General features: G+C 46.4%; 17 protein-coding genes. 6 read left to right on the top strand and 11 right to left on the bottom strand.

What is annotated here, in order from left to right; all coding sequences use genetic code 11:
- The first annotated feature begins 2 nt into the window (after positions 1–2).
- Positions 3–3,182, top strand: a complete 3,180-nt coding sequence (locus ACRRS1_RS19275) for an efflux RND transporter permease subunit (RefSeq protein ID WP_432468912.1) — start codon at positions 3–5, stop codon at positions 3,180–3,182.
- 174 nt (positions 3,183–3,356) lie between these two features.
- Here the strand turns inward: ACRRS1_RS19275 and ACRRS1_RS19270 are convergent, their stop codons facing one another.
- The 4 genes from ACRRS1_RS19270 to ACRRS1_RS19255 form a co-directional block, all read right to left on the bottom strand.
- On the bottom strand, positions 3,357–3,722 hold the full coding sequence (locus ACRRS1_RS19270) for a rhodanese-like domain-containing protein (RefSeq protein ID WP_432455899.1): 366 nt from the start codon (positions 3,720–3,722) through the stop codon (positions 3,357–3,359).
- 277 nt (positions 3,723–3,999) lie between these two features.
- Positions 4,000–5,952, bottom strand: coding sequence for an acetate--CoA ligase (gene acs, locus ACRRS1_RS19265; RefSeq protein WP_432460222.1), 1,953 nt, complete (start codon positions 5,950–5,952; stop codon positions 4,000–4,002).
- Positions 5,953–6,146: 194 nt separating this feature from the next.
- Positions 6,147–6,779, bottom strand: a complete 633-nt coding sequence (locus tag ACRRS1_RS19260; protein ID WP_432468913.1) for a 3'-5' exonuclease — start codon at positions 6,777–6,779, stop codon at positions 6,147–6,149.
- A gap of 8 nt (positions 6,780–6,787) precedes the next feature.
- Positions 6,788–8,587: a DUF294 nucleotidyltransferase-like domain-containing protein gene (locus ACRRS1_RS19255; RefSeq protein WP_432463845.1), complete on the bottom strand. Its 1,800-nt coding sequence runs from the start codon at positions 8,585–8,587 to the stop codon at positions 6,788–6,790.
- Between the two features lie 306 nt (positions 8,588–8,893).
- Here ACRRS1_RS19255 and ACRRS1_RS19250 point away from each other — a divergent pair, with 306 nt between their 5' ends.
- Positions 8,894–12,427, top strand: coding sequence for a PAS domain-containing hybrid sensor histidine kinase/response regulator (locus ACRRS1_RS19250; RefSeq protein ID WP_432455903.1), 3,534 nt, complete (start codon positions 8,894–8,896; stop codon positions 12,425–12,427).
- Between the two features lie 50 nt (positions 12,428–12,477).
- On the opposite strand, the gene ACRRS1_RS19245 is transcribed toward ACRRS1_RS19250, so the two are convergent.
- The 6 genes from ACRRS1_RS19245 to ACRRS1_RS19220 form a co-directional block, all read right to left on the bottom strand.
- Positions 12,478–13,137, bottom strand: a complete 660-nt coding sequence (locus tag ACRRS1_RS19245; RefSeq protein ID WP_432455904.1) for a response regulator — start codon at positions 13,135–13,137, stop codon at positions 12,478–12,480.
- Between the two features lie 67 nt (positions 13,138–13,204).
- Entirely contained in the window at positions 13,205–13,813 is a 609-nt protein-coding gene (locus tag ACRRS1_RS19240) for a LysE family translocator (RefSeq protein ID WP_432455905.1), read from the bottom strand.
- A 150-nt stretch (positions 13,814–13,963) separates the two neighbouring features.
- On the bottom strand, positions 13,964–14,338 hold the full coding sequence (locus ACRRS1_RS19235; RefSeq protein WP_432463844.1) for a DUF5522 domain-containing protein: 375 nt from the start codon (positions 14,336–14,338) through the stop codon (positions 13,964–13,966).
- Between the two features lie 70 nt (positions 14,339–14,408).
- On the bottom strand, positions 14,409–15,305 hold the full coding sequence (locus ACRRS1_RS19230; protein WP_432468914.1) for a LysR family transcriptional regulator: 897 nt from the start codon (positions 15,303–15,305) through the stop codon (positions 14,409–14,411).
- 175 nt (positions 15,306–15,480) lie between these two features.
- Positions 15,481–16,257 (bottom strand): substrate-binding periplasmic protein, encoded by a 777-nt coding sequence (locus ACRRS1_RS19225; protein WP_432455908.1) that lies wholly within the window; start codon positions 16,255–16,257, stop codon positions 15,481–15,483.
- 110 nt (positions 16,258–16,367) lie between these two features.
- Positions 16,368–18,155, bottom strand: coding sequence for a protein-disulfide reductase DsbD (locus tag ACRRS1_RS19220; protein WP_432468915.1), 1,788 nt, complete (start codon positions 18,153–18,155; stop codon positions 16,368–16,370).
- Between the two features lie 408 nt (positions 18,156–18,563).
- Here ACRRS1_RS19220 and ACRRS1_RS19215 point away from each other — a divergent pair, with 408 nt between their 5' ends.
- Complete coding sequence (locus ACRRS1_RS19215) at positions 18,564–19,046, top strand: FxsA family protein (protein ID WP_432455910.1); 483 nt, start codon at positions 18,564–18,566, stop codon at positions 19,044–19,046.
- 55 nt (positions 19,047–19,101) lie between these two features.
- Here ACRRS1_RS19215 and ACRRS1_RS19210 read toward each other — a convergent pair whose 3' ends face one another.
- Positions 19,102–19,284, bottom strand: coding sequence for a hypothetical protein (locus ACRRS1_RS19210; protein ID WP_432455911.1), 183 nt, complete (start codon positions 19,282–19,284; stop codon positions 19,102–19,104).
- 328 nt (positions 19,285–19,612) lie between these two features.
- Between ACRRS1_RS19210 and ACRRS1_RS19205 the strand changes: the two genes are divergently transcribed.
- From ACRRS1_RS19205 to ACRRS1_RS19195, 3 genes are all read left to right on the top strand, one after another.
- On the top strand, positions 19,613–19,903 hold the full coding sequence (locus tag ACRRS1_RS19205) for a co-chaperone GroES (RefSeq protein WP_432455912.1): 291 nt from the start codon (positions 19,613–19,615) through the stop codon (positions 19,901–19,903).
- Positions 19,904–19,950: 47 nt separating this feature from the next.
- On the top strand, positions 19,951–21,606 hold the full coding sequence (gene groL, locus ACRRS1_RS19200) for a chaperonin GroEL (protein ID WP_432455913.1): 1,656 nt from the start codon (positions 19,951–19,953) through the stop codon (positions 21,604–21,606).
- A 369-nt stretch (positions 21,607–21,975) separates the two neighbouring features.
- The gene (locus ACRRS1_RS19195) at positions 21,976–22,149 is read left to right on the top strand and encodes an AraC family transcriptional regulator (protein ID WP_432468916.1); all 174 of its coding nucleotides are present in this window, start codon (positions 21,976–21,978) and stop codon (positions 22,147–22,149) included.
- Positions 22,150–22,536: the final 387 nt, after the last annotated feature.

Raw genomic sequence — 22,536 nt, 5'->3', positions numbered from 1 at the left:
CCATGTTTTCTCAGTTTTTTATCAAACGACCGATATTTGCGGCGGTGTTATCGTTATTGGTGTTTATTGCGGGCGCTATTGCGGTGTGGCAATTGCCAATTACTGAATATCCGGAAGTTGTACCGCCTACGGTGGTGGTGACGGCCAATTATCCTGGTGCCAATCCGAAGGTGATTGCTGACACTGTCGCCTCTCCGCTGGAGCAAGAAATTAACGGTGTGGAAAACATGCTGTATATGTCTTCTCAAGCCACCTCCGATGGCCGAATGACCCTCACTGTGACTTTTGCCATTGGCAGTGATGTCGAACAGGCGCAAGCCCAAGTGCAAAGTCGGGTTGACCGAGCCACCCCGCGTTTGCCAGAAGTGGTGCAACGTTTAGGGATCACCACCGAAAAGTCTTCGCCTGATCTGACCATGGTCGTTCACCTGACTTCGCCGGATGAACGTTATGACTTACTCTATTTATCTAATTATGCGGCATTAAATGTTCGAGATGAGCTGGCGCGCATCGAAGGAGTGGGCGCGGTGCGTCTATTCGGTGCTGGAGAATACAGTTTAAGAGTTTGGCTCGATCCCAATAAAGTGGCGGCTTTAGGTTTAAACCCCAGCCAAATTATCACCGCGATTCGTCAGCAAAACCAACAAGCTGCAGCAGGCAGTTTAGGAGCACAACCCAGCGGCGAGTCTGACTTTCAGTTGTTAATCAATGTGAAGGGGCGCTTAGACAATGTAGACGAATTTGAAGACATCATCATCAAAGTAGGCGATCAGGGCGAGATTAGCCGCTTAAGAGATGTGGCTCGGGTGGAATTAGGTGCCAGTAGCTATGCGCTGGGGTCGATGTTGGATAATAAGGATGCTATTGCAATTGGGGTATTTCAGGCTTCGGGTTCCAATGCGATTCAAATTTCGGAAGATGTACGAGCGAGAATGGTCGAATTGGCGAAGGGATTTCCGCAGGGTTTAAGCTACGCCACGGTTTATGATCCCACGGTATTTGTTCGTGGCTCAATTAAGGCGGTGGTTAAAACACTGTTTGAAGCTCTGTTGCTGGTGGTGTTTGTGGTGGTCTTGTTCTTACAAACTTGGCGCGCTTCAATTATTCCTTTGGTGGCGGTACCGGTATCGCTGGTGGGAACTTTTGCCTTCATGCATTTGCTGGGTTTTTCGCTAAACGCGCTGTCTTTATTTGGTTTAGTGCTGGCCATCGGTATTGTGGTAGATGACGCGATTGTCGTGGTGGAAAATGTCCAGCGAAATATTGCCAATGGCTTAAGCCCGGTTGCTGCAACTCAGCAAGCGATGAAGGAAGTGACGGGCCCGATTGTCGCGACCACTTTGGTTTTGGCGGCGGTATTTATTCCGACGGCCTTTATGTCTGGTTTAACAGGACAGTTTTATCGGCAATTTGCCTTGACCATTACCATTTCGACCTTTATTTCCGCGCTAAACTCATTGACCTTGAGCCCTGCCTTGTCGGCCTTATTATTGAAAGGGCATGATCAGCCTAAAGACCGTTTGACTCGGATCATGGACGGTCTGTTCGGTAAATTGATTTTTGCACCGTTTAATCGACTGTTTGATAAAGGCGCCAGCGTCTATGCGGTGATGATTAAAAAAATCATTCGCTTAGCGGCACTGGTTGGGATTATCTATGTGGCTTTGCTCGGGTTGACTGGCTATCAATTTATGAATACGCCAACTGGTTATGTACCTAGCCAAGATAAGCAATATTTAGTTGCCTTTGCTCAATTGCCCGATGCGGCATCACTACAGCGCACCGAAGCCGTGGTGAAACAAATGACAGACATAGTTCTCGCCCAGCCGGGAGTTGCGCACGCGGTGGCTTTTCCTGGTTTAAGTATTAATGGTTTCACCAATAGTCCGAATAGTGCGATTGTGTTTACGCCTTTAACTGATTTTTCTCAACGCCAAGATCCGAGTTTGAGTGCGAATGCGATTGCTGGCGCGTTGAATCAAAAATTTGCGGGCATCCAAGAAGCCTTTATTGCGATTTTCCCGCCGCCGCCAGTGCAAGGTTTAGGCAGCATTGGTGGTTTTAGGTTGCAGATCCAAGATCGCGCCAACTTAGGTTATGAAGCGCTGGCGAATGTCACCATGCAAGTGATGCAAAAAGCTTGGGCGGATCCGGCCTTAGCGGGGATATTTTCGAGTTATCAGGTGAAGGTGCCCCAGTTACAGTTGGATTTAGACAGAACCAAGGCGATGCAGCTGGGAGTGTCTCTGGATGAGGTCTTTACTACCTTGCAAGCTTATATGGGCTCGGTCTATGTGAATGACTTCAATAAATTTGGACGTACCTATCAGGTAAATATGCAAGCAGATGAGCAGTTCCGGCAGTCGCCAGAGCAGATTAGCCAGCTTAAGTTGCGTAATCGTGATGGTGTGATGATCCCCCTTGGATCGTTTATGTCAATAGACTCGGTTACGGGCCCCGATCGGGTGATGCATTACAACGCCTATACCACTGCTGAAATCAACGGTAGTGCGGCAGCGGGTTACAGTTCGGGGGAAGCGCAGGCCGCGATTGAGAAAATCTTAGCGGAGACGCTACCGATAGGGATGAGTTATGAGTGGACCGAGCTAAGTTATCAGCAGCAGCTTTCTGGGAATACCGCGATGTTTGTTTATCCCTTGGTTATTTTGTTGGTGTTTATGGTATTAGCCGCGCAATACGAAAGTTTACGCTTGCCGATGGCCATTATTTTGATTATTCCGATGACCTTACTTTCGGCAATTAGTGGGGTATTGTTATCGGGAGGGGACAACAATATCTTTACTCAAATAGGTTTAATTGTGTTGGTTGCTTTAGCCACCAAAAACGCGATCCTAATTGTCGAATTTGCCAAAGAATTGCAGGATCAAGGTCGTACGGTGATGGACGCCATCTTGGAAGCGGCTCACCTGCGCTTGCGGCCAATATTAATGACATCCATCGCCTTTATTATGGGGGTGGTGCCGATGGTCTATTCTACTGGAGAAGGGGCTGAGATGCGTCAGGCAATTGGTGTGGCAGTATTTTATGGCATGATTGGGGTCACTGTATTTGGTTTGTTACTCACCCCCTTATTTTACTATTTACTCGCGCGGCGAGTACCTAAGGTAAGCCTGGATAGTCAATCGGCAGTATTCGATGAGACTCATTTGATCGCAAAATAAGCGCTTGTTGTATCATTCACTAAAGGCAGGCTAAATCGCCTGCCTTTGTTATTACTGGACGACTGATCTTTAAGGATGGTTTACTGGCGCAGCGGGTTTATTGTCTGAAGTTAGACTGAATCAAGCATCTAAGATGCAGAGTAGTATCAACCAGCCGTTATCGAGCAACGCCGTTTAGGGCTTTTCAGCCAGCATTTCTTGTAGGCCGCCGCCATTAACCACTTGCTGGTAGCCCATTTGTTGTAATACCTGTAAGGCGTAATTGGCCCGATTTCCTGAGCGACAATAAACGACTATCGCTTGGTTTCTGTCTGTGGTGAGTTGTTCAATATGGGCGGCGACAGTTTGATGAGGCATATTTTGGGCGCCGTTTAAGTGTCCTTGTTGGAATTCATGAGGGCTACGGACATCAATTAGCAATGCCTGTTTATCGGTGATGTATTGCCAGGCCTGCTCGGCTCGTTCAGTGGCTAAGCTGGTAAAGCTTACAACGCTACTGGATAACAGCAGCAGAATTGCCACAATTTTAGTCTTGTTCATATTTTTCCCTACCATGAAGTGAGTCCTATATAAAAACATCAATTTTGATTTGGTTTCAGTTTAATCTTAAGTGACCGCGGATAGTTTGATCTGGTTCCACTACAGCAGGTTTAGCTTGGCCGCTGGATTTTGATCCCAAGCCTTAGGTTGATAGTGGTGAGTCGTTTAAAAATAGGAGGCTGTTTTGTAGAAATGCCAGTTTCTACGCTGTGGTTTTCTCTTATGAACAAAAAAGCCGTTTGCAGTCGATGCAAACGGCTGAATATCGCACTTAGATTTAAGCTGCGTTCGATTTTTCCTGAATTAACTTATCAACCACCGATGGATCCGCCAAGGTTGAAGTATCCCCCAAAGAGTCGGTTTCGTTGGTGGCAATTTTACGCAAAATACGACGCATAATTTTACCAGAGCGGGTTTTTGGTAGTGCTTCTGCCCAGTGCAGGATATCGGGGGTGGCAATTGGCCCAATTTCTTTGCGCACCCAAGCTTTGACCTCTTTGTGTAGCTCGGCGCTGGGTTCTTCGCCAGCCATGAGGGTGATGTAGGCATAGATGCCTTGTCCTTTGATTTCGTGGGGCACGCCTACCACAGCGGCCTCTGAAATCTTCGGATGCGCGACCAAGGCACTTTCAATTTCGGCAGTGCCCATTCGGTGTCCACTCACGTTTAATACATCATCGACCCGACCAGTGATCCAATAATAACCATCTTCGTCGCGGCGAGCGCCATCACCAGTGGTATAGGAGCCGGGGAATGTGGAGAAGTAGGTTTGTTCAAACCGTTCATGATCACCATAAACGGTGCGCATTTGTCCTGGCCAGCTGTCTTTGATGATCAAGTTTCCTTCGGCGGCACCGCTCAGCTCATTGCCTTCATTATCGACCAAAGCAGGTTGAACGCCAAAGAAGGGGCGAGTCGCAGAGCCCGGTTTGAGTTCGGTGGCTCCTGGAAGGGGCGTAATTAGGATCCCGCCAGTTTCGGTTTGCCACCAAGTATCAACAATTGGGCAGCGTTGATCGCCAATGGTACGGTAATACCACTCCCAAGCCTCTGGGTTGATGGGCTCACCCACCGAGCCCATAATCCGTAGGCTACTGCGGCTGGTGCCTTCGATCGCTGCATCGCCCTGAGCCATTAGGGCCCGGATTGCGGTGGGAGCGGTGTATAAAATACTTACCTGATGTTTGTCGCAGACTTCGCTCATGCGTGCCGAAGTTGGGTAGTTTGGCACCCCTTCAAACAAAATGGTGGTTGCGCCATTGGCAAGCGGGCCATAAACCAAATAGCTGTGACCTGTGATCCAGCCAACGTCGGCGGTACACCAATAGATGTCACCTGGGTGATAATCAAAAACATACTTAAAGGTCATGGTGGCATACAGTAAATAGCCGCCAGTGGTGTGCAGTACGCCTTTGGGCTTACCCGTTGAACCCGAGGTATATAAGATAAATAAAGGATCTTCCGCGTTCATGGGTTCTGGTGGACACTCGGCGGCTTGATTTTCGCAGGCTTCGTGCCACCAAACGTCGCGCTTGTCGTGCCAGCCGACTTCTGCACCGGTTCGTTTGAGGACCACCACGCTTTTCACAAACTCACACTCGGGGTGCTCCAAAGCTTGGTCAACGTTTGCTTTGAGAGGTACACCACGACCACCCCGCAAACCTTCGTCGGCAGTAATCACGTATTTTGAATTCGAGTCGATAATGCGTCCTGCAAGCGCTTCTGGAGAGAAACCACCAAACACGATGGAATGTACTGCGCCAATTCGGGTACAAGCCAGCATGGCCACCGCGGCTTCGGGAACCATTGGCATATATAGGCAAACCACTTCACCTTTTTTTACGCCTTGGGCTTTTAGTGCATTGGAAAATTTGCAGACTTGCTCATAGAGTTCTTGGTAGGTGAGCTTGCTGTCTTCGTCTGGGCTATCACCTTCCCAAATAATTGCGACTTCGTTACCGCGTTGTTGTAAGTGACGGTCGATACAGTTAGCGCTGACATTTAGTAGACCATCTTCGAACCATTTAATGCTGACGTGTCCGGGATCGAAGCTGCTATTTTTCACTTTGCTGAAGGGTTCGATCCAATCCAGCAGTTCTTTACCGTACTTGCCCCAGAACAGTTCGGGCTGTTCAATTGATTGTTGGTACATGTCTAAGTATTGTTGATTGTCTAGTAGGCAGTCTTCAGCGATATTTGCTTTAACTGGGTACAGCTTGTGTTCACTCATGTTCCTCTCCTTGCTTCCTCATGATGAGGCGGGATATCGTCAATGACGTTTCGGATTTTGATATAAGATTCGCACTGACGTCGCGTGTCGACAATTAGACTTTTGGTTAATTATTTGTAAAGAATAGTGAAATGTTTTATTAATCAAAGTGCTTCTGATTGTTATCGGTGATAATTGAGAGCCTGCTCACGGTGCTAACCAGACCTTAGCTTGGGGAGTGCCATGGTGGGGCGGGGGCCGTAGGTTAAACGTAAATAAATCATCGCGGCGGTTATTGCATCGTCAATCGCTTGATGACGTCCCGACAGCGGAATATTCAGGCTATTACAAATATGTTCCAGGTCGAGGTTGGGACTGATCCCCACATGCTCGACATGTACCTTGTCGGCAAACATTCTGCCCACATCGATGAGTGGATTGAGTAATTTAAAACCGTACAATTGTCGACAATGGCGATTGAGAATGCGTTGGTCATAGCCGATGTTGTAACCCACGATGGCTCGTGGGCCAATAAATTTGAGCAAGGCTGGCAGAGCGTCTTCGATACGACAACCTTGCTGTAAATCACGATGACGTAGCCGGTGAATTTTAATTGAGTCACCAGCCAGTTTATCGGTGGCTTGGATCTTCGCTTCGAAGGGCTGACTAGTTAAGATTTTATTTTCATCGATCAGTACCGCACCTATCGAAACAATGTCGGCTTGGCGGGTGTCTAAGCTGGTGGTTTCCAGATCGAGCGCGACATATTGCTGACCACGATAACGTTGAAATAACTCGGCGAAGTCGCTGTGTTTATATTTACGCTGATACAGAAAACGTTGCAGCATTACTTCGCCTAGTAATCGCGGATATTGAAGTGTAAGGCCAATTGCTGCTTAAACTTTTTCACCACATGTAAACCGTGGCGCAATAGATCCCGTTGACTATGATTCAATTGTTCCAGTTTAAGGGTGTGATAGTCATGCTCTTCGTCGATCGGGAATAGCTGTTGAATACGTAATTTGAAAAACAATAAGAGAGCTTCGGTGAGATTAGCGGCCATGTCGGCTTCTAGGATCTTAAGTTGAGCCAAACATTCAATTCGCTCTAGGGTATTGGTGGGGATGACTGATTGCTCTAGGGCGAGAGCTCTCACGCCATGAACAATGGGGAAGATGCCGCCTTTCTTGATGTCTAAACCAGCGTGTTTCGATTTGATCTTGCCAAATAGGGTTAGTGGCGTGTGAAATTTTAAGGCCGGTTGAGCAAAAAACGCCAGAGTCACGCTGCGTTTGGCCATTTGCGCCATTAAATCTTTACGCATATGCCGTAATAGGCTTTTATTGCCAGCAATGGCATGGGCATCCAAGATAATGGCGATGTTCATCATGGCTTCACCGTGGCCAATTTCAACCCAGTTGGCGATGGTTTCACTCCATTGACTTTGACTTTGTACCCATTGCGGATTGTTGACCATGATCTTGCCAGGACAAGGCGGATAACCTAGTTGTAGCAGGTAATCGCTGAACTGCTCTAGCTGCTGTTGTTTTTCCGGCCAATCGTAACCATCTTCGAGCACCAGACCGTTGTCTTGGTCGGTCTTAATGATTTGCTCTGCGCGCCCTTCACTCCCCATCACCATTAAACACACATGGCTGTGATGCTCTGGGTCGATGGATAAATCAAATACCCGATGAATGATTTGTTCATTCATGGTGGCCAATAGCTTCATCACAAATAAGGTGCGAATACCATTATTGCAGAGATTTTCCACGAGGCGGTTGAGAGTGAGGGCCGCTTCGCTGAGTTCTTCAATGCTTGAGGCTCGTGCAATACGTAAGGCTAATACATGGGAATGAGTGGAGAAGAGGCTGAGCAGGTGAGACATTTCCATCACGCCAATGATTTTTTGCTCATCTTTTACCACGACTCGTTCGATGTTATTACGAGTCATCAACAACATGGCATTAAATAAAAAATCGCCTTTATTGACACTAATTAAGTTGAAATTAGCTAACTGGCTAACTGGTGTATCCAGCGATTGCTGCACTAATACTGCAGCGTGTAGTAAATCAGTACCAGTTAACATACCGAAGCAACCATCGTGATTAACTAATAGAGATTCGAGTTTTTGTTCACGCATGATAAAAGTGGCTTGTTGGAGTGAGGTTTCCCCTTCAATCACCACCGCTGGCTGCACGTTACGCTCATCGATGCAGGTTAAAATGAATTCGGCTAGATTTTTATTGCCTTCACGGGATTCTACTAATTGATGGCGAGTCGCCAAATCGCGCTGAAAGTAATCACCAAAATCACTGTTTTCGCTGACTAGCTGACGAAAAATACGGCTGGGCAAGGCATAACAGAGGGTTTCCTCTAAGGCGAGGTAGTCATGTTTGGCGTAACCACCAAACTGTGAGCGTACGTCGAACCAATCTTCATGGGTATAGTGAGCGAACACTTCATCATTGTTGTCCGCTCGCTCTTCAACCTGCCCCTTAATAATAATAAACAGCGCTTCTGCTTCGGTGCCAGCAGTCACTATTTTCTGCTGACTTTGAAAATAATGAATATCTAAATTGCTGCTGACCAGTTGCCGTTGCTGAGGCTCTAGTTGGTCAAAAGGTGGGTGCTGGAAGTTGAAATCTGTGCTCATCGCCTCACCATGGGGTAGGATAACTCTATGTCTTGGTCACAGATAAGCATGTCTTTTTTTGTTAGTTTTACCTAGACGACTTTAGTCTAAATCATGCTAAAGCGCGGCCTGAAAGGGGGGCGCGATAGCGATTTGCGCCAGCCCCTGCCCCTTGTTAGGAATGAGTGAGGGATTTGTTTGGTTTTTGAGGCCGTCGCATTTTTGCCGTGATAAAAGTGCTTTTATGTCGAATTAAAATCGACCACCAAAGATAGCCAGCTTTAGGGCTAGATAGGATCTCTGCGAGTCACAAGGAACGGATTCAAGATGGAAATGGTAAGCGAAGGTTGGTTAGTGATTCCGCTGTCGTTGGTTTACTTGGGGGCTTTGTTTGTCATTGCCTACTATACCGATAAAAACCAGAGTGAGCGGCTGCGTTGGCAACCGGCTTTTTATAGCTTTTCGATCGCGGTCTACTGTACCTCCTGGACGTTTTACGGCACGGTGGGGCAAGCTAGCGAAAACCTGCTATCGTTTATTCCTATTTACCTTGGTCCAATCTTGTTGTTTCTATTTGGCTGGAAGCTGTTAGCGCGGCTGATCTTAATTGCCAAGCGTGAACATATTACCACCATCGCTGATTTTATTGCTGCCCGTTACGGTAAATCGCAAACTCTGGCTGTGGTGATTTCCTTAATTTGTATCATTGGTATTTTGCCCTATATCTCGTTGCAGCTGAGGGCTATTGTGATGGGTTTGGATTTGTTTGGTGGCGAGCCAATGCGACAAGCGGTCGGCGAGGGCAGTAGCTCACAAATTGCCTTGTTTGTGAGCATCGCGCTGGCGATTTTTACCATGTTGTTTGGAACCCGCCATATTGATGCGACGGAGCATCACCGCGGAGTTATTGTCGCGATCGCCTTCGAGTCTTTGATTAAATTGCTGGCCTTTGTTTGTGTCGGGCTGTTGGCTATTAGCCTGCTGTGGGATTTACCTGTAGAGGCTCAGCAGGCGGTAGGCGCCTCAATGGGCAATAAATGGCAGCAACTGAGTATCGCCAATGTGAGCGATTTGGTGGTGGCGACATTGTTGGCTATGTCGGCGGTAATTTGTCTGCCGAGGCAGTTTCATGTCACGGTGGTTGAAAATAATCAGGTGAACGACCTACAGACCGCACGTTGGTTATTTCCCGCTTATTTATTGCTGTTGGCGGTTTTTGTATTGCCGATCGCTTTTGCTGGAGACTATTTATTGCCTGCGGGAACTCCTGCCGATAATTTTGTGATTAGCCTGCCGCTGGCGGCTGGGCATAAGATCCTTGGGATGGCGGCCTTTTTGGGTGGGACTTCTGCGGCCAGCGGTATGGTGGTGGTGTCGACCATCGCCTTAGCGATTATGGTAAGCAACGATCTGGTGTTGCCCTTATTACTGAAACAAGGCGGATTAAGTCAACGTAACTTTGCTCAGTTTAGTGAGTTGTTATTAAACGTACGCCGTACCACTATCTTAGTGATCTTGTTATTGGCCTGGGGCGCATTCTTGATCCTTGGAGAGGTCGGGAATTTGGCCGATATTGGCTTCTTGTCGTTTGCCGCAATCGCTCAGTTAGCGATCCCCTTGGTTTTTGGTTTGTATTGGCGAGAAGGCAACCGCACTGGTGTGTATGCTGGTTTATCGGTGGGCATGCTGTTGTGGTTGCTCAATTTATTGAATATTACCGATAGTTTGCCGCATCTATGGCCAAATTGGTGGCTAATGCAGAGTATTGTCGAGGGACTGACCGCTCCACAGTGGGATGGTCAACCCTTAATCTCGAATAATAACTGGGGGGTTGTACTGAGCTTAGTGTGTAATTTGCTGGCCTATTTACTCGGCTCTAAATTATCCAGTCCGGCGGTTTCTGAATGGCTACAGGCCAGCAGCTTTGTGGGGCAAATTGGTAAGACGGATGATGCTGGGGCGCTCTATCAGTCGAAGGTGAGTGTTGAAGAGCTGCACATGCTGTCGTCTCGTTTCCTTGGGACACAGCGCGTTAACGAGAGCTTTCAAAAGTACGCGGCTTCTCGAGGCTTGCAACTGAGCCCTAACCAACAGGCCCCAGTAGAATTAATTGCTGAAACGGAGCGGATGTTGGGCGGGGTATTTGGCTCTTCTTCGGCTCGTTTAGTGCTTGGTTCGGTATTACAGGGGAAGCAAGTTCAGCTGGAAGAGTTTGCTTCAATCGCTGAAGAAGCATCTGGATTGTTGCAATACAACAAACATTTGTTGCAGGGGGCGATAGAACATATCGACCAAGGGATTGCTATCGTTGATATCGAGTTGAAGTTGGTTTCTTGGAATCGTCGTTATACCGAATTGTTTGAATTTCCTCATGGCCTATTAGTGGTCGGGCGTCCTATTGAAGAGGTGATCCGTCATAATGCGATTAATGGTTTGTGTGGGCCGGGTGATATTGAAGAACATGTTGAGCGGCGGGTGGAACATTTACGCCGTGGCTCCAGCCATACTTCTTCACGTGTCCGTTTAGACGGACGCGTGATTCAGGTGCAGGGGAACCCGATGCCTAACGGTGGTTATGTGATGACCTTTAGTGATATCACAACCTTCAGGCAGGCCGAAGATATGCTCAAGCAGGCCAATGAAATATTGGAGGCGCGAGTTGCTCAGCGCACTCAGCAATTGTCTTCGATCAACCAGCAATTGGTACAGGCAACACTGTCGGCTGAGCAGGCGAATCAATCCAAGTCTCGGTTTTTAGCGGCGGTCAGCCATGATCTGATGCAACCGCTGAACGCGGCCAAACTATTTGTGGGTTCCTTACTGGAATCAGAGATGAGTAAAGAAGCTGAATTTTTAGCGGCAAGCATTGATAAGTCGTTGTATTCGGCGGAAGAGATCATTAGTGATTTACTAGATATTTCGCGTTTGGAATCGGGTCGGGTGGAGGTGAGTAATGAACAGTTTGAGGTTGGCCACTTGCTGGACCATATTCATGCAGAATTTTTGCCTTTAGCGCAACAACAAGGGGTTGAGTTGAAGTTGCAAGCCAGCAGACTAACGGTGAGTACCGATAGCAAGTTGCTGCGGCGGATCTTACAAAACTTTTTAACCAATGCCTTACGTTACAACCCTCAAGGGAAAGTACTATTGGGCGCTCGCCGCAAAGGTAATTACCTGCGCTTGGAAGTCTGGGATAACGGTCCCGGTATCGAGAAAAGCAAGCAGCAGCAAATTTTTGAAGAATTTCAACAGCTCAATAAATCGGGCCGAGCGAGAGATGAAGGCTTGGGTCTTGGTTTGGCGATTGCTCAAGGATTTGCTGAATTATTAGAAATTCCGATTGGGGTAGAATCAACCCCCGGCAAAGGCTCGGTGTTCTATGTGACAGTGCCCGTTGTGGAGGCGCTTAATGTCCACAAATTAAGCCCCGTTGAACATGACAATATTAATGTTACCCAAGGGGCCAAGGTGCTGTGCATCGATAATGAGCCCGAGATCTTAGTTGGCATGGAAAGTTTGTTGAGTCGTTGGGGTTACCAAGTGCTGTGTTGTGAAGCGGTCGAAGAAGCGGAAGCGTTGATTGCCGATGGTTGGATCCCTGAGCTGATTCTAAGTGACTACCATCTTGATCATGATAAAACGGGTCTCGAGGCGCTACAGCGGCTGATCCATCAAGGGAAGCTGTCCTGTCATGGCATCGTGATTAGTGCCGATCGTCATACCGACTTGATTGACCGGGTGCGCGCTCAAGGCTTTGCTTACTTAAGTAAACCACTACGACCTTTGCGTTTGAAAAAATTATGCCAACAATTGCTGAACAGTAAAACCGCAGCCAACTATTGGCTGAAACCAAATGCCTAAGTCCCGAATATCATCGAGTCGGATGATTTGGGGGATGTGATCTCTTCGGCTTAAAGAGGGCTATCTTCGGGTCTAGGCTCTAGTTCTAATTGCTGTAGGGCGATCACGGCTTGAGTCCGGTTTTTTACATTGAGTTTGCGGAAAATCGCGGTCACGTGCGCTTTAATTGTCGCTTCAGAGACATTCAGCTCATAGGCAATTTGTTTATTTAGCAAGCCTTCATTGAGCATCACCAAAACTTTGTATTGCTGAGGCGTTAAGCTGGCCAAACGCTCCGCAAGTGGATCTTGTTCGGCACTTTTTGCAAAACTAATACCTTCGGGGTACCAATCATCCCCTTCGATAATATGTTGGATCGCCGCAACCAATTGCTGCAAGGGGGTCGATTTTGGAATAAAGCCTGTCGCCCCAAGTTGCTTGGCTTTTTGTACAACGCTCGTTTCTTCACTGGCAGATATCACAACAATCGGTAAATCAGGATATTGGCCATGTAAATGAGTAAATGCCGAAAAACCATTTGCTCCGGGCATTTTTAAATCGAGTAATAATAAGTCAGGCTCGCGTTGGCTATCGAGCAATTCAAGTAAATCACTTACGTTTTCTGCTTCGAGCAATCGTGCATCGGGGACAGCGGTATGCACCGCCTGCTGCAGCGCACTACGAAACAAGGGGTGGTCATCCGCAATAATGATCTTGTAGGTATCGTCCATAATCAGGTGTTTCAGCCTTTTTTTTGACCATAGCACCAAGCGCTTGTGGATTCAATTTGCTTACTGGTTAACTGTGAAGGCCGAGCAAAGTTCCCATCCCGAGTAAGCTTGAACCGCTAAAACGATTAACCCATTGTTGGTAGCGCTGCAGTTTCATTTGTACTCGATGATGAGATAACAAATGTACCAACAAACACCACAACAGGCTGGTTTCGAGTAGTAAGGCGGCAGCCAAAATCAACTTGTCGCTAAACGCGGTCTCGCGACCGATAAACTGGCTAAAGACACTGACCACAAAGACCAGAATTTTAGGATTTAGCAAATTACAGGCAATGCCACTCAGGATGACTTTTTTACCCGCCTGGGGCTGTGAAGCTTTGCCAATTTTAAGTCCTTGTGGGCGACTGAGTAGGGTTTTAAGACCGATGAAGATCAAGAAACCTGCGCCACTCCAACGCAGGATTTCAAATAGTAGCGGGGATTGTTGGATGAGCAGTGATAAACCCGCGATAGCGAAGCAAATGTGAATGCTAAAGCCTAATAACACACCACATGCACATAGACTGGCTTGGCGCTTACTTTGGGTCGCGTGGCGAAGCACCATCACCATGTCTGGGCCGGGGCTGAGCATGCCGAGTAGGTTAATTAATAATAATGCACTTAAGGCTTCGAACACCGGATTAATCCTTGCAATTAAAGAGCTACAGATGAAACAGCGGCTAGTGTAAGAACTTAAGTGAAATATTAAAATGGAATTATTGATATCTAAAGTATTCCATTTTGGAATTCTTTGGTGAGGCTTAGAGGGTTGGTGTTGGCTGGGTATTTATTTTGGCCGTTGGCGCTTAGGATAGGGACAGTTTCTACAGCCATTGCCACAGCAACTGCCTCGCTTTAGATGATACCAAGCACTAAACACCATTAATCCGTCTTTTTCTTGATAATCGATGTGCTGCTGTAGCGGGCTTTGATTATTTTGGTAGCGTTGAGCTAAGGCTAATAACTCATGGTGTGGCATGGTTTGGCATAATTGGTCTAGTTTTTGGCTGAGTTTTTTAGCCAAACAAGGGGCGCAATAACAGCTTTGCTCACTTAAATCGGCACTCACCGGCAAGATACTGGGCATCTTCATACACCAGCAATTTTTGTCGGCACTGCAATTGAGGGCTTGTCCACAGCCGGGACAAGTGTGCTGGCTCATATCTGCTCTCTACTCGATTAACTTATAAATGTGGCCCAGTGGCTTGTTTTAGCTTAACGGCTTCTCTGGGCTAAGTCATTGCTTGGTGTAGTTGCTGCCTAAACCAGCTATGGGCGGGATCGTGATGGTTACGATGGTGCCAAATCAGTGAGTAGTCGAAGCCGCTCGCAGTAAAAGGTAAGTCGACAATCGATAGCGGACGTTGTTTGATTAACTGCTCAGCAATTTGGGCTGGCATGGTTAGAATGAAACGAGTCTCGGTTAAGATCTGCAGGGTGGCGAAGTACGATGAAGCTTTGAGCTGTATTTGCCGTTGTAAACCTTGTTGATTGAGGTAACGGTCGATTTGCGAGTTTTTATCGGCGCCAGTGGTGATGATTGCATGTGGATAACGGCAATAATCGGCTGCGCTGGGCGAACTGATATCGAGGTAAGGATGATGTTTATGCATCAAACAGACGAGATGATCGCTGCCTAAAGTGATGGCGTGCAACTCACTGCTATCTTGTGGTGGCAAGGTTAAACCTAGGTCAACTTCACCGCTATGTAATAAACGGCTGGTGGTGTGGTCCCAGTTACATAGTTCAACATTGAGTTGGGGGGCTTGCTGGTAAATTTTACTTAAGACTTTGGGTAATAAATGTTCGCTGACATAGTCAGAGGTTGCAATACAAAAAGTACGTTGGCAAAGGCTGGGCTCAAAGGCTTGTTGATGCAACAGGCTTTCTACTGAATCTAATAACGGGGCTACTTGTGCTTTTAATTCGAGGCCCTTAGGCGTGGTTTGTAATTGTCCTTGCACCCGAACTAATAGGGGATCGCCAAAAACATCGCGTAATTTGGCTAAATGCTTGCTCATGGCTGATTGACTCAGGTGCATTTTTTCGGCTGCACGAGTCACACTTTGTTCTTGCAACAGATAATATAAGGCACTGAGCAGGTTTAAATTAATTCTTCCAGGTTGCATAGGTCGCCTCAAGTAGGGATGGGGGCTTAGCTTAACTGGCTCGCGGTTCGCTGTATAGTGCGCTTGAATTCCGCCAATGAGTGGCTCGCTAGGGCTGCTTGTCACGCGCCTGGTTTGTTCGAGCAAGCAGCTGACCGCCCCCTGACGGCATCAGCCAAAATAAATATACAGCCTGTCACTGAGTGGGGCGAGAGGTTGCTAAGCTTGTTTGCATGTACTTATCAAAAATAGCTTGATAACTACCGTTGGCTTTTAGGGTGTCCAGAGCGGCTTGCCAGCGCTGAATTTCACTATCCGGCAGGTCTTTGTGAGCGGCGATATATAAGTCGGAGCGAAATACCTGAATCGGTATTTTCTCGATGCGCCGCATATCGACGGCCAGCATACGCATGTTATGGCTTACCCCTAAGTCGGTATCGCTTATGGCAATATCTGCGCGCCCTAGCAGGAGTTTCTGATACACCTGCATGCTGCTGGTGGCTGTCATATCAAGGTTCTCGAAGCCCTGCTCTAATAACAGACTGGGGATGATGCCTTGATGGCGAGTCGCAATACGTTTAACGCGTTTAAGGTCGGCTAAACTGTCTACAGGAATGCGATGGCCTCTGCGCTTATAGAAGTAAATGCTGCCGTCACTGAGTGGACCAATCCATTTGTATTGCTGTTCCCTGCTGGGGGTGCGAAACAGCGAAAACATCATGGTTTGAGGACGGGAATTAAGGACGCGGGTGCTCCTCAGGCTTGGTAGCAGTTGGATCTGATAGTCTTCGTTCAGTAGCTTGAGGATGCCTGCTACTATTTCGGTAGAGAAGCCTACCAGTTTGCCATTTTCTTGGTAATTAAACGGAGCCCATTCCTCGGTTACCAGTAGCATGCCTGGTTTGTCAGTGGCGACAGACAGCGCAATATTGCTACAGCATAGCCATATCAAAAGGAGTAATTTTATGCGCATATACCATCCTGTTACTTGTGCGCCGGCCTTTTGGTTTACGCCAGCGCCACAGCCCTTGCACTGCAATTACGGATCATTACGGGGCTGTTGTGCTGCTCATTTAGCTTAATTTATAAGCCGTTTAGCAGTAAATGCGCATTAAAAGCTTCGGCGTTCATAAATCCAGTGATGCGCGCTTGCCGTAGCTCTTCTCCGCTTGCATTAAATAATAGCAGAGTGGGCAAGCCTAATACTTGGTAATGTGTGAGTAATTTGATCGAAGTGGCGTCGGTTGTTGTGACATCGGCTTGTAGCAATACCATGTTGTTGAGCTGTGCAGCGACCAATGGATCACTAAAAGTCTCTTTTTCAAAGGCCTTACAGGCGGTGCACCAGTCAGCATAAAAATCAACTAGTACTGGTTTTGCCTGGGCCGCGGCTAAATCGAGCTGCTGTTGCATTTCCTGCAAATTAGCCACTTGAATAAATTTCCCCTGTGGCATATTGGGCGCTTCATGCCACCAAGTTTGGCTGGCCCACAATAGGCTAATCAGCATGCAACCAAGAAGCAGTAATTGGCGCAGTGTTTGCCAAGGGCTGAGCGGGCTCAGCCGATTTTGATGGTAGTAATAGCCACTGGCCCCGAGAATCAGCAACAGCCATAGCCCTTGAACGAGTGATTCGGGAATAAAGCGTTCCAATAGCAAAATAGCTACGGCTAATAACATCACTCCAAAGAAGGTCTTCACGTGTACCATCCAAGCGCCGACTTTGGGTAATAATTTGCCACTGCTGGCGCCTAGTAACAGTAAGGGCAGGCCCATACCAAGACTTAAACTATAAAGGATCAGAGCCCCGAGCGCGAGATCCCCTGTTTGTGCCACATAAATGAGAACCCCTGATAAGGGCGCAGCAGTGCAAGGAGACGCCACTAAACCCGATATCATGCCCATGATAGCAGCACCGGAGAGAGAGCCAGCTTGTTGCTGATGGCTGAGCTGGTTGAGTTTTTGTTGGATGCGACCGGGGAGTTGTAGGGTAAAAACGCCAAACATGGACAGGGCTAATAGTACAAATAACAATGCTAAACTAGCCAAAATAGCAGGATGTTGTAGCGCGGCTTGAAACTGTAGGCCAGCACTGGCAACCACTAAACCTAAGCTCGTAAAGGTGAGCGCCATGCCTTGCACGTACGCCAAAGATAGGCGAAAAGCGCGCTGAGTGCTAAGTTGTTTACCCGGGCCAGCAATAATCCCAGTTAAAATAGGGTACATGGGGAAAACGCAGGGGGTAAATGCTAAACCGAGCCCCAAAATAAAGAAGAGTAATATATTCAACCAAATGTTGTTGTTGGTGAGTCGCTCGGCCAATACCCATTGCTGGCTAATCGGCTCACTTACCTTGAGGCCGGAGGGGCTTGGCGTTGCTTGCGCTACAGGAACTGTGGTGGATGGCTCGATATGATTGCTAAGAAAGGCTTCTTTGATTTGCGGTGGATAACATAAACCGGCTTTTGCACAGCCTTGATAACTGACTTCAATGCGAGAGGCATCGCCGAGTTGTGCGAGTGGGATGGTGAAGCTCACATCCTGTGGGTAAATCTGCACTTGGCCAAAATAGGGGTCATCATAGGGCTGTGCTTGAGGTAAGTAGTGACTGAGCTCGATTGGCTTATCATTGACCTTCACGCTAAATTGCCGCTGATAAAGATAGTAGTGAGGGGCCACTTGCCAGTTAAGTTGCAAGCCACCATCTTGTTCTAGAAAATTAAAGGCAAAGGCACTATCGACGGGCAAGAATTCTTCTGCATTACTCGTCACCGAAGGCTTGAGTCCTGGTAATTGATTAAGCAGACTTTCGGCATGCAGTGTAGAGCTGAAGTAAAATGCCAGTATGATGATAAAAATTCGTTTTGCCATGTGAGGTCTTTTCTCGCTCCCTAATCAATATACAACCCTATAAAGGTCATCCGAAAATCAGTATGCCGTTCAATCAATACTTACGAGAGCATCGGTCTTGGAAGTACTTTTTTACGACTCATGATAGACAGACCTCAGTTGCGACAAAATAATAACACAAACCCTGATTTTTTTGCTTGCTGAGGATTTTGTTCGAAATCGTTGCATTTTGCTGATTGGTTTTATAAATGTGGCTTGTTCATTTTTCGAGGTATTCATTTCTTAGCGTAATAATGTGTATCATTCAAGATAAATAGCACTGACGATATCAAGCAGACAGCCTTTAAATTTGCGCTGATGCTCCCCATATTTTAGTCTTAGCAGATAAAGCATTGTTTAGTGCTTTGCCATTTGAAGAGGATTTCTCCCTTGTTTTTATATATTTTTTTGTTATTTGCGGGTCTGTCATACGCTGAAATCTTTGTACTAATTAAGGTGGGTAGTTTGATGGGAGCGCTTCCTGCGATTGGATTGACGATCCTCACCGCAGTCGTCGGAGCTTCTTTAGTTCGTAGTCAAGGCCTACAAACCGCCTTCCAAGCACGAGCGGCGATGGAGCGAGGCGAAACACCTGCGCAACAAATGTTTGAAGGCCTGATGCTGATTGTTGCTGGCGTGATGTTGGTGATGCCGGGATTTATTACTGATTTCTTCGGTTTATTGTTATTGTTCCCGCCACTACGCGCAGCTTTGGCGGCTCGATTTTTGAAATCGCAACTATTAAAAATGCAAACCATGAGAAATCAATCACCAGACTTTGGGCAAGAACAAGAAACGGGGCCAGCCAATATCAAAGATGTCGACAAGTCTGGAAATGTGATTGAAGGTGAGTTCGAAAGAAAAGATGATTAAAAAAATAAGGGCTTATAGCCCTTATTTTTGAGTATGCTTGGTTGAGCAATCGATGTTAGTGTTTAGTGGTTACGACTCTAGGGTTCATCCCCATGCTCGTTGACAAAAAACTACCAAACTCGTCGGAGCGAAGATGTTCTTCCGCTTCTGCTACGCTACCTTGAAAAGGTACATAGACGGTTTTTTCTTTAGAAAAGAAACCGCTTAAACGCTCGAAGGCAATATAAATTGGCTGCATGCTTAGTGCTCCCGTTATTACGCTAATAAACTGAACTGGTTGTTATTAAGTTGTTATAGTTTTGTGTTAAATGATGTTTTGTATGACCAGTCGGTGTGATCCTGCTCAAATTTTAGCTTAAATTCAAGCGTTTTTTGTACAACTTGTCGATGAAAATGTTTTCAGATTGATTTCAGTTATATTTTTTCGATAAAAAAATAAAAAATTTTCTATCCCCCCCTTGTATGCGCAACTAACGACCCCCATCTTATTTGCAAGATTAAGTTTGTAACTCTGAGTTACATATACATGAACAAAACACGATTGTTTTTTTAAAGGAGAGATCGCAATGAATATCCGTCCGTTGCATGACCGCGTTATCATCAAACGTAAAGATCAAGAAAGTAAATCAGCTGGTGGCATCGTGCTTACAGGATCTGCAGCAGAAAAATCAAGCCGTGGCGAAATACTCGCTGTAGGTAAAGGTCGTATGCTAGAAAATGGTGAGTTACTTGCCCTAGATGTAAAAGTGGGTGACACCGTTATATTTAACGAAGGCTACGGCACTAAAACTGAGAAAGTTGACGGTGAAGAAGTATTGATTATGTCTGAATCAGACATTCTTGCAATTGTAGAATAATCTCCCTTTTTCGATAGAGAAAACAGAACTCATTTTAGGAAAAAATCATGGCAGCTAAAGACGTATTATTTGGTAATGATTCTCGCGGCAAAATGTTAGCGGGCGTAAACATTCTAGCAGACGCAGTAAAAGTAACTTTAGGTCCGAAAGGTCGTAATGTTGTTTTAGACAAATCTTTTGGAGCACCGACTATCACTAAAGATGGTGTTTCGGTTGCAAAAGAAATTGAGCTAGAAGATAAGTTTGAAAACATGGGCGCTCAAATGGTGAAAGAAGTTGCTTCTCAAGCCAATGATGCCGCTGGTGATGGAACAACTACTGCAACTGTACTTGCGCAGTGTATCGTTAACGAAGGCCTAAAAGCCGTTGCCGCAGGTATGAATCCAATGGATCTGAAGCGCGGTATCGACAAAGCTGTTGTTGCAGCTGTGGCTGAGCTTAAAAACTTGTCTGCACCTTGTGCCGATACTAAGGCGATTGCTCAAGTTGGGACTATCTCTGCTAACTCTGATACCACCGTGGGTAATATCATTGCAGAAGCAATGGAAAAAGTAGGTAAAGAAGGCGTTATTACTGTAGAAGAAGGTCAAGCTCTGACTGATGAGCTAGACGTTGTTGAAGGAATGCAGTTCGATCGCGGTTACCTGTCTCCTTACTTCATCAATAACCAAGAAAATGGCAGCGTAGAGCTAGATAGCCCTTACATTTTATTGGCTGATAAGAAAATTTCTAACATCCGTGAGTTACTTCCATTGTTAGAAGCTTTGGCGAAAGCGGGCAAACCTTTACTGATTATTGCCGAAGATGTTGAAGGCGAAGCCTTAGCCACACTAGTTGTTAACAACATGCGTGGTATTGTGAAAGTTTCAGCAGTAAAAGCCCCTGGGTTTGGTGACCGTCGTAAAGCGATGTTACAAGACATTGCGATCCTAACCAACGGTACAGTGATTTCAGAAGAAGTTGGTTTGGAACTTGAAAAAGCGACTTTAGAAGATCTTGGTAGCGCTAAGCGTGTAGTGATTACTAAAGATAACACCACCATTATTGATGGTTTAGGTGAAGAAGCTGCGATTGAAGGACGTGTTGTACAAATTCGTCAACAAATTGAAGATACCTCTTCTGACTACGACCGTGAAAAACTTCAAGAACGTGTTGCTAAACTTGCTGGCGGTGTTGCCGTGATTAAAGTGGGCGCTGCGACTGAAGTTGAAATGAAAGAGAAGAAAGCGCGTGTTGAAGATGCGCTACATGCGACTCGCGCTGCGGTTGAAGAAGGTGTGGTTGCCGGTGGTGGTGTTGCGTTGGTTCGAGCTGCGGCTAAAATTATTGACCTTAAAGGTGATAATGAAGAGCAAAACGTTGGTATTCGTGTTGCGCTTCGCGCGATGGAAGCCCCACTTCGTCAAATCGTTGATAACGCAGGTGATGAATCATCAGTGGTATGTAACAACGTGAAAGAAGGTGAAGCTAACTACGGCTACAATGCTGGTACTGGTGAATATGGTGACATGTTAGCAATGGGTATTCTTGACCCAACTAAAGTGACTCGTAGTGCCCTTCAATTCGCTGCATCGATTGCAGGCTTAATGATCACCACTGAGTGCATGATCACTGATAAGCCTGAAGATAAAGCTGCTGGTGCACCTGATATGGGTGGCATGGGCGGTATGGGTGGAATGGGCGGTATGGGCGGCATGATGTAATCATAGCGCCAGCTATCCATAGAAACTCATAAAGTTTCAGAAAGCCCGTAAGGCATTGCTTTACGGGCTTTTTTGTTTCTTAAGTCTTTGCTCTTTCAAAGGCTGGGTGCCCTGGAGTGAAAGCTTTAAGAATGAACTAGCAATGCCCAGCGGCCTGTGGGTAACAGAAGGTATCCTAAAGCATGTTGAGTAAGTCAAATAAATTGACTCAGTTGCTGAGGGAGCCTTTTATATTTGCTCTCTTTTATACTATTTGCTGTTGTATTGCTTTCTTCAAGAAACGCTTCTTTCTATTTGTTGCTAGCGGTATATTGCTAAGTCACTAATCGCGTGCGTCGTAGTTTAATAGACTGTTTTCTTGGAGAGCCGGTGGAAATTAAAAACAAATATGTAAATAGAGGAATAGATTACATCGTTGATAACCTTGAGAATGAATTAAAAGTAGAAGATGTAGCGCGCTATTTCCATTTGTCGAAGTTCCATTTCACTCGTTTATTCAAGGAGGAAACTGACGATAGTGTCTATGCGATGATTAAAGAATGAAAATGGAGGAGATCACCAAGTCAATCGTCATGCGTTTATCAATATGCCCAGCAACGACACGGCGGGAATACAAATAGATGACCAGAGCGAGGACATCCAAGTTTCATCTGCGCTTAAATAGCTTGCCTATCCTGTGCTGTCCAAACTTGCTTAGCTGTAACAAGATTTAAGTTCTGGTTTAATAAGTTATCAAACTTACCTATCAGCTTTGAGTGCTATACTCACTCATCTTAAAGGCCTCTTTACATAAGTGTTTACCTAACTCGCGCTAACCTTAGCTAATTTTACTTTGTGTCGTGGTGCATTGCTCCCGCTTGCTGGAAAACAATGAATAATCTTCAGTAGGGGCTGGCTTGCCTTTTTTATTGAGTATTGTTCATCCATACT

Origin of the sequence: Agarivorans sp. Z349TD_8 (genome assembly GCF_050870825.2) — a bacterium.
Taxonomy (GTDB): domain Bacteria; phylum Pseudomonadota; class Gammaproteobacteria; order Enterobacterales; family Celerinatantimonadaceae; genus Agarivorans.
The sequence above is the reverse complement of the archived record's forward strand: the minus strand, read 5'-3'. Positions and strand labels throughout refer to the sequence as shown.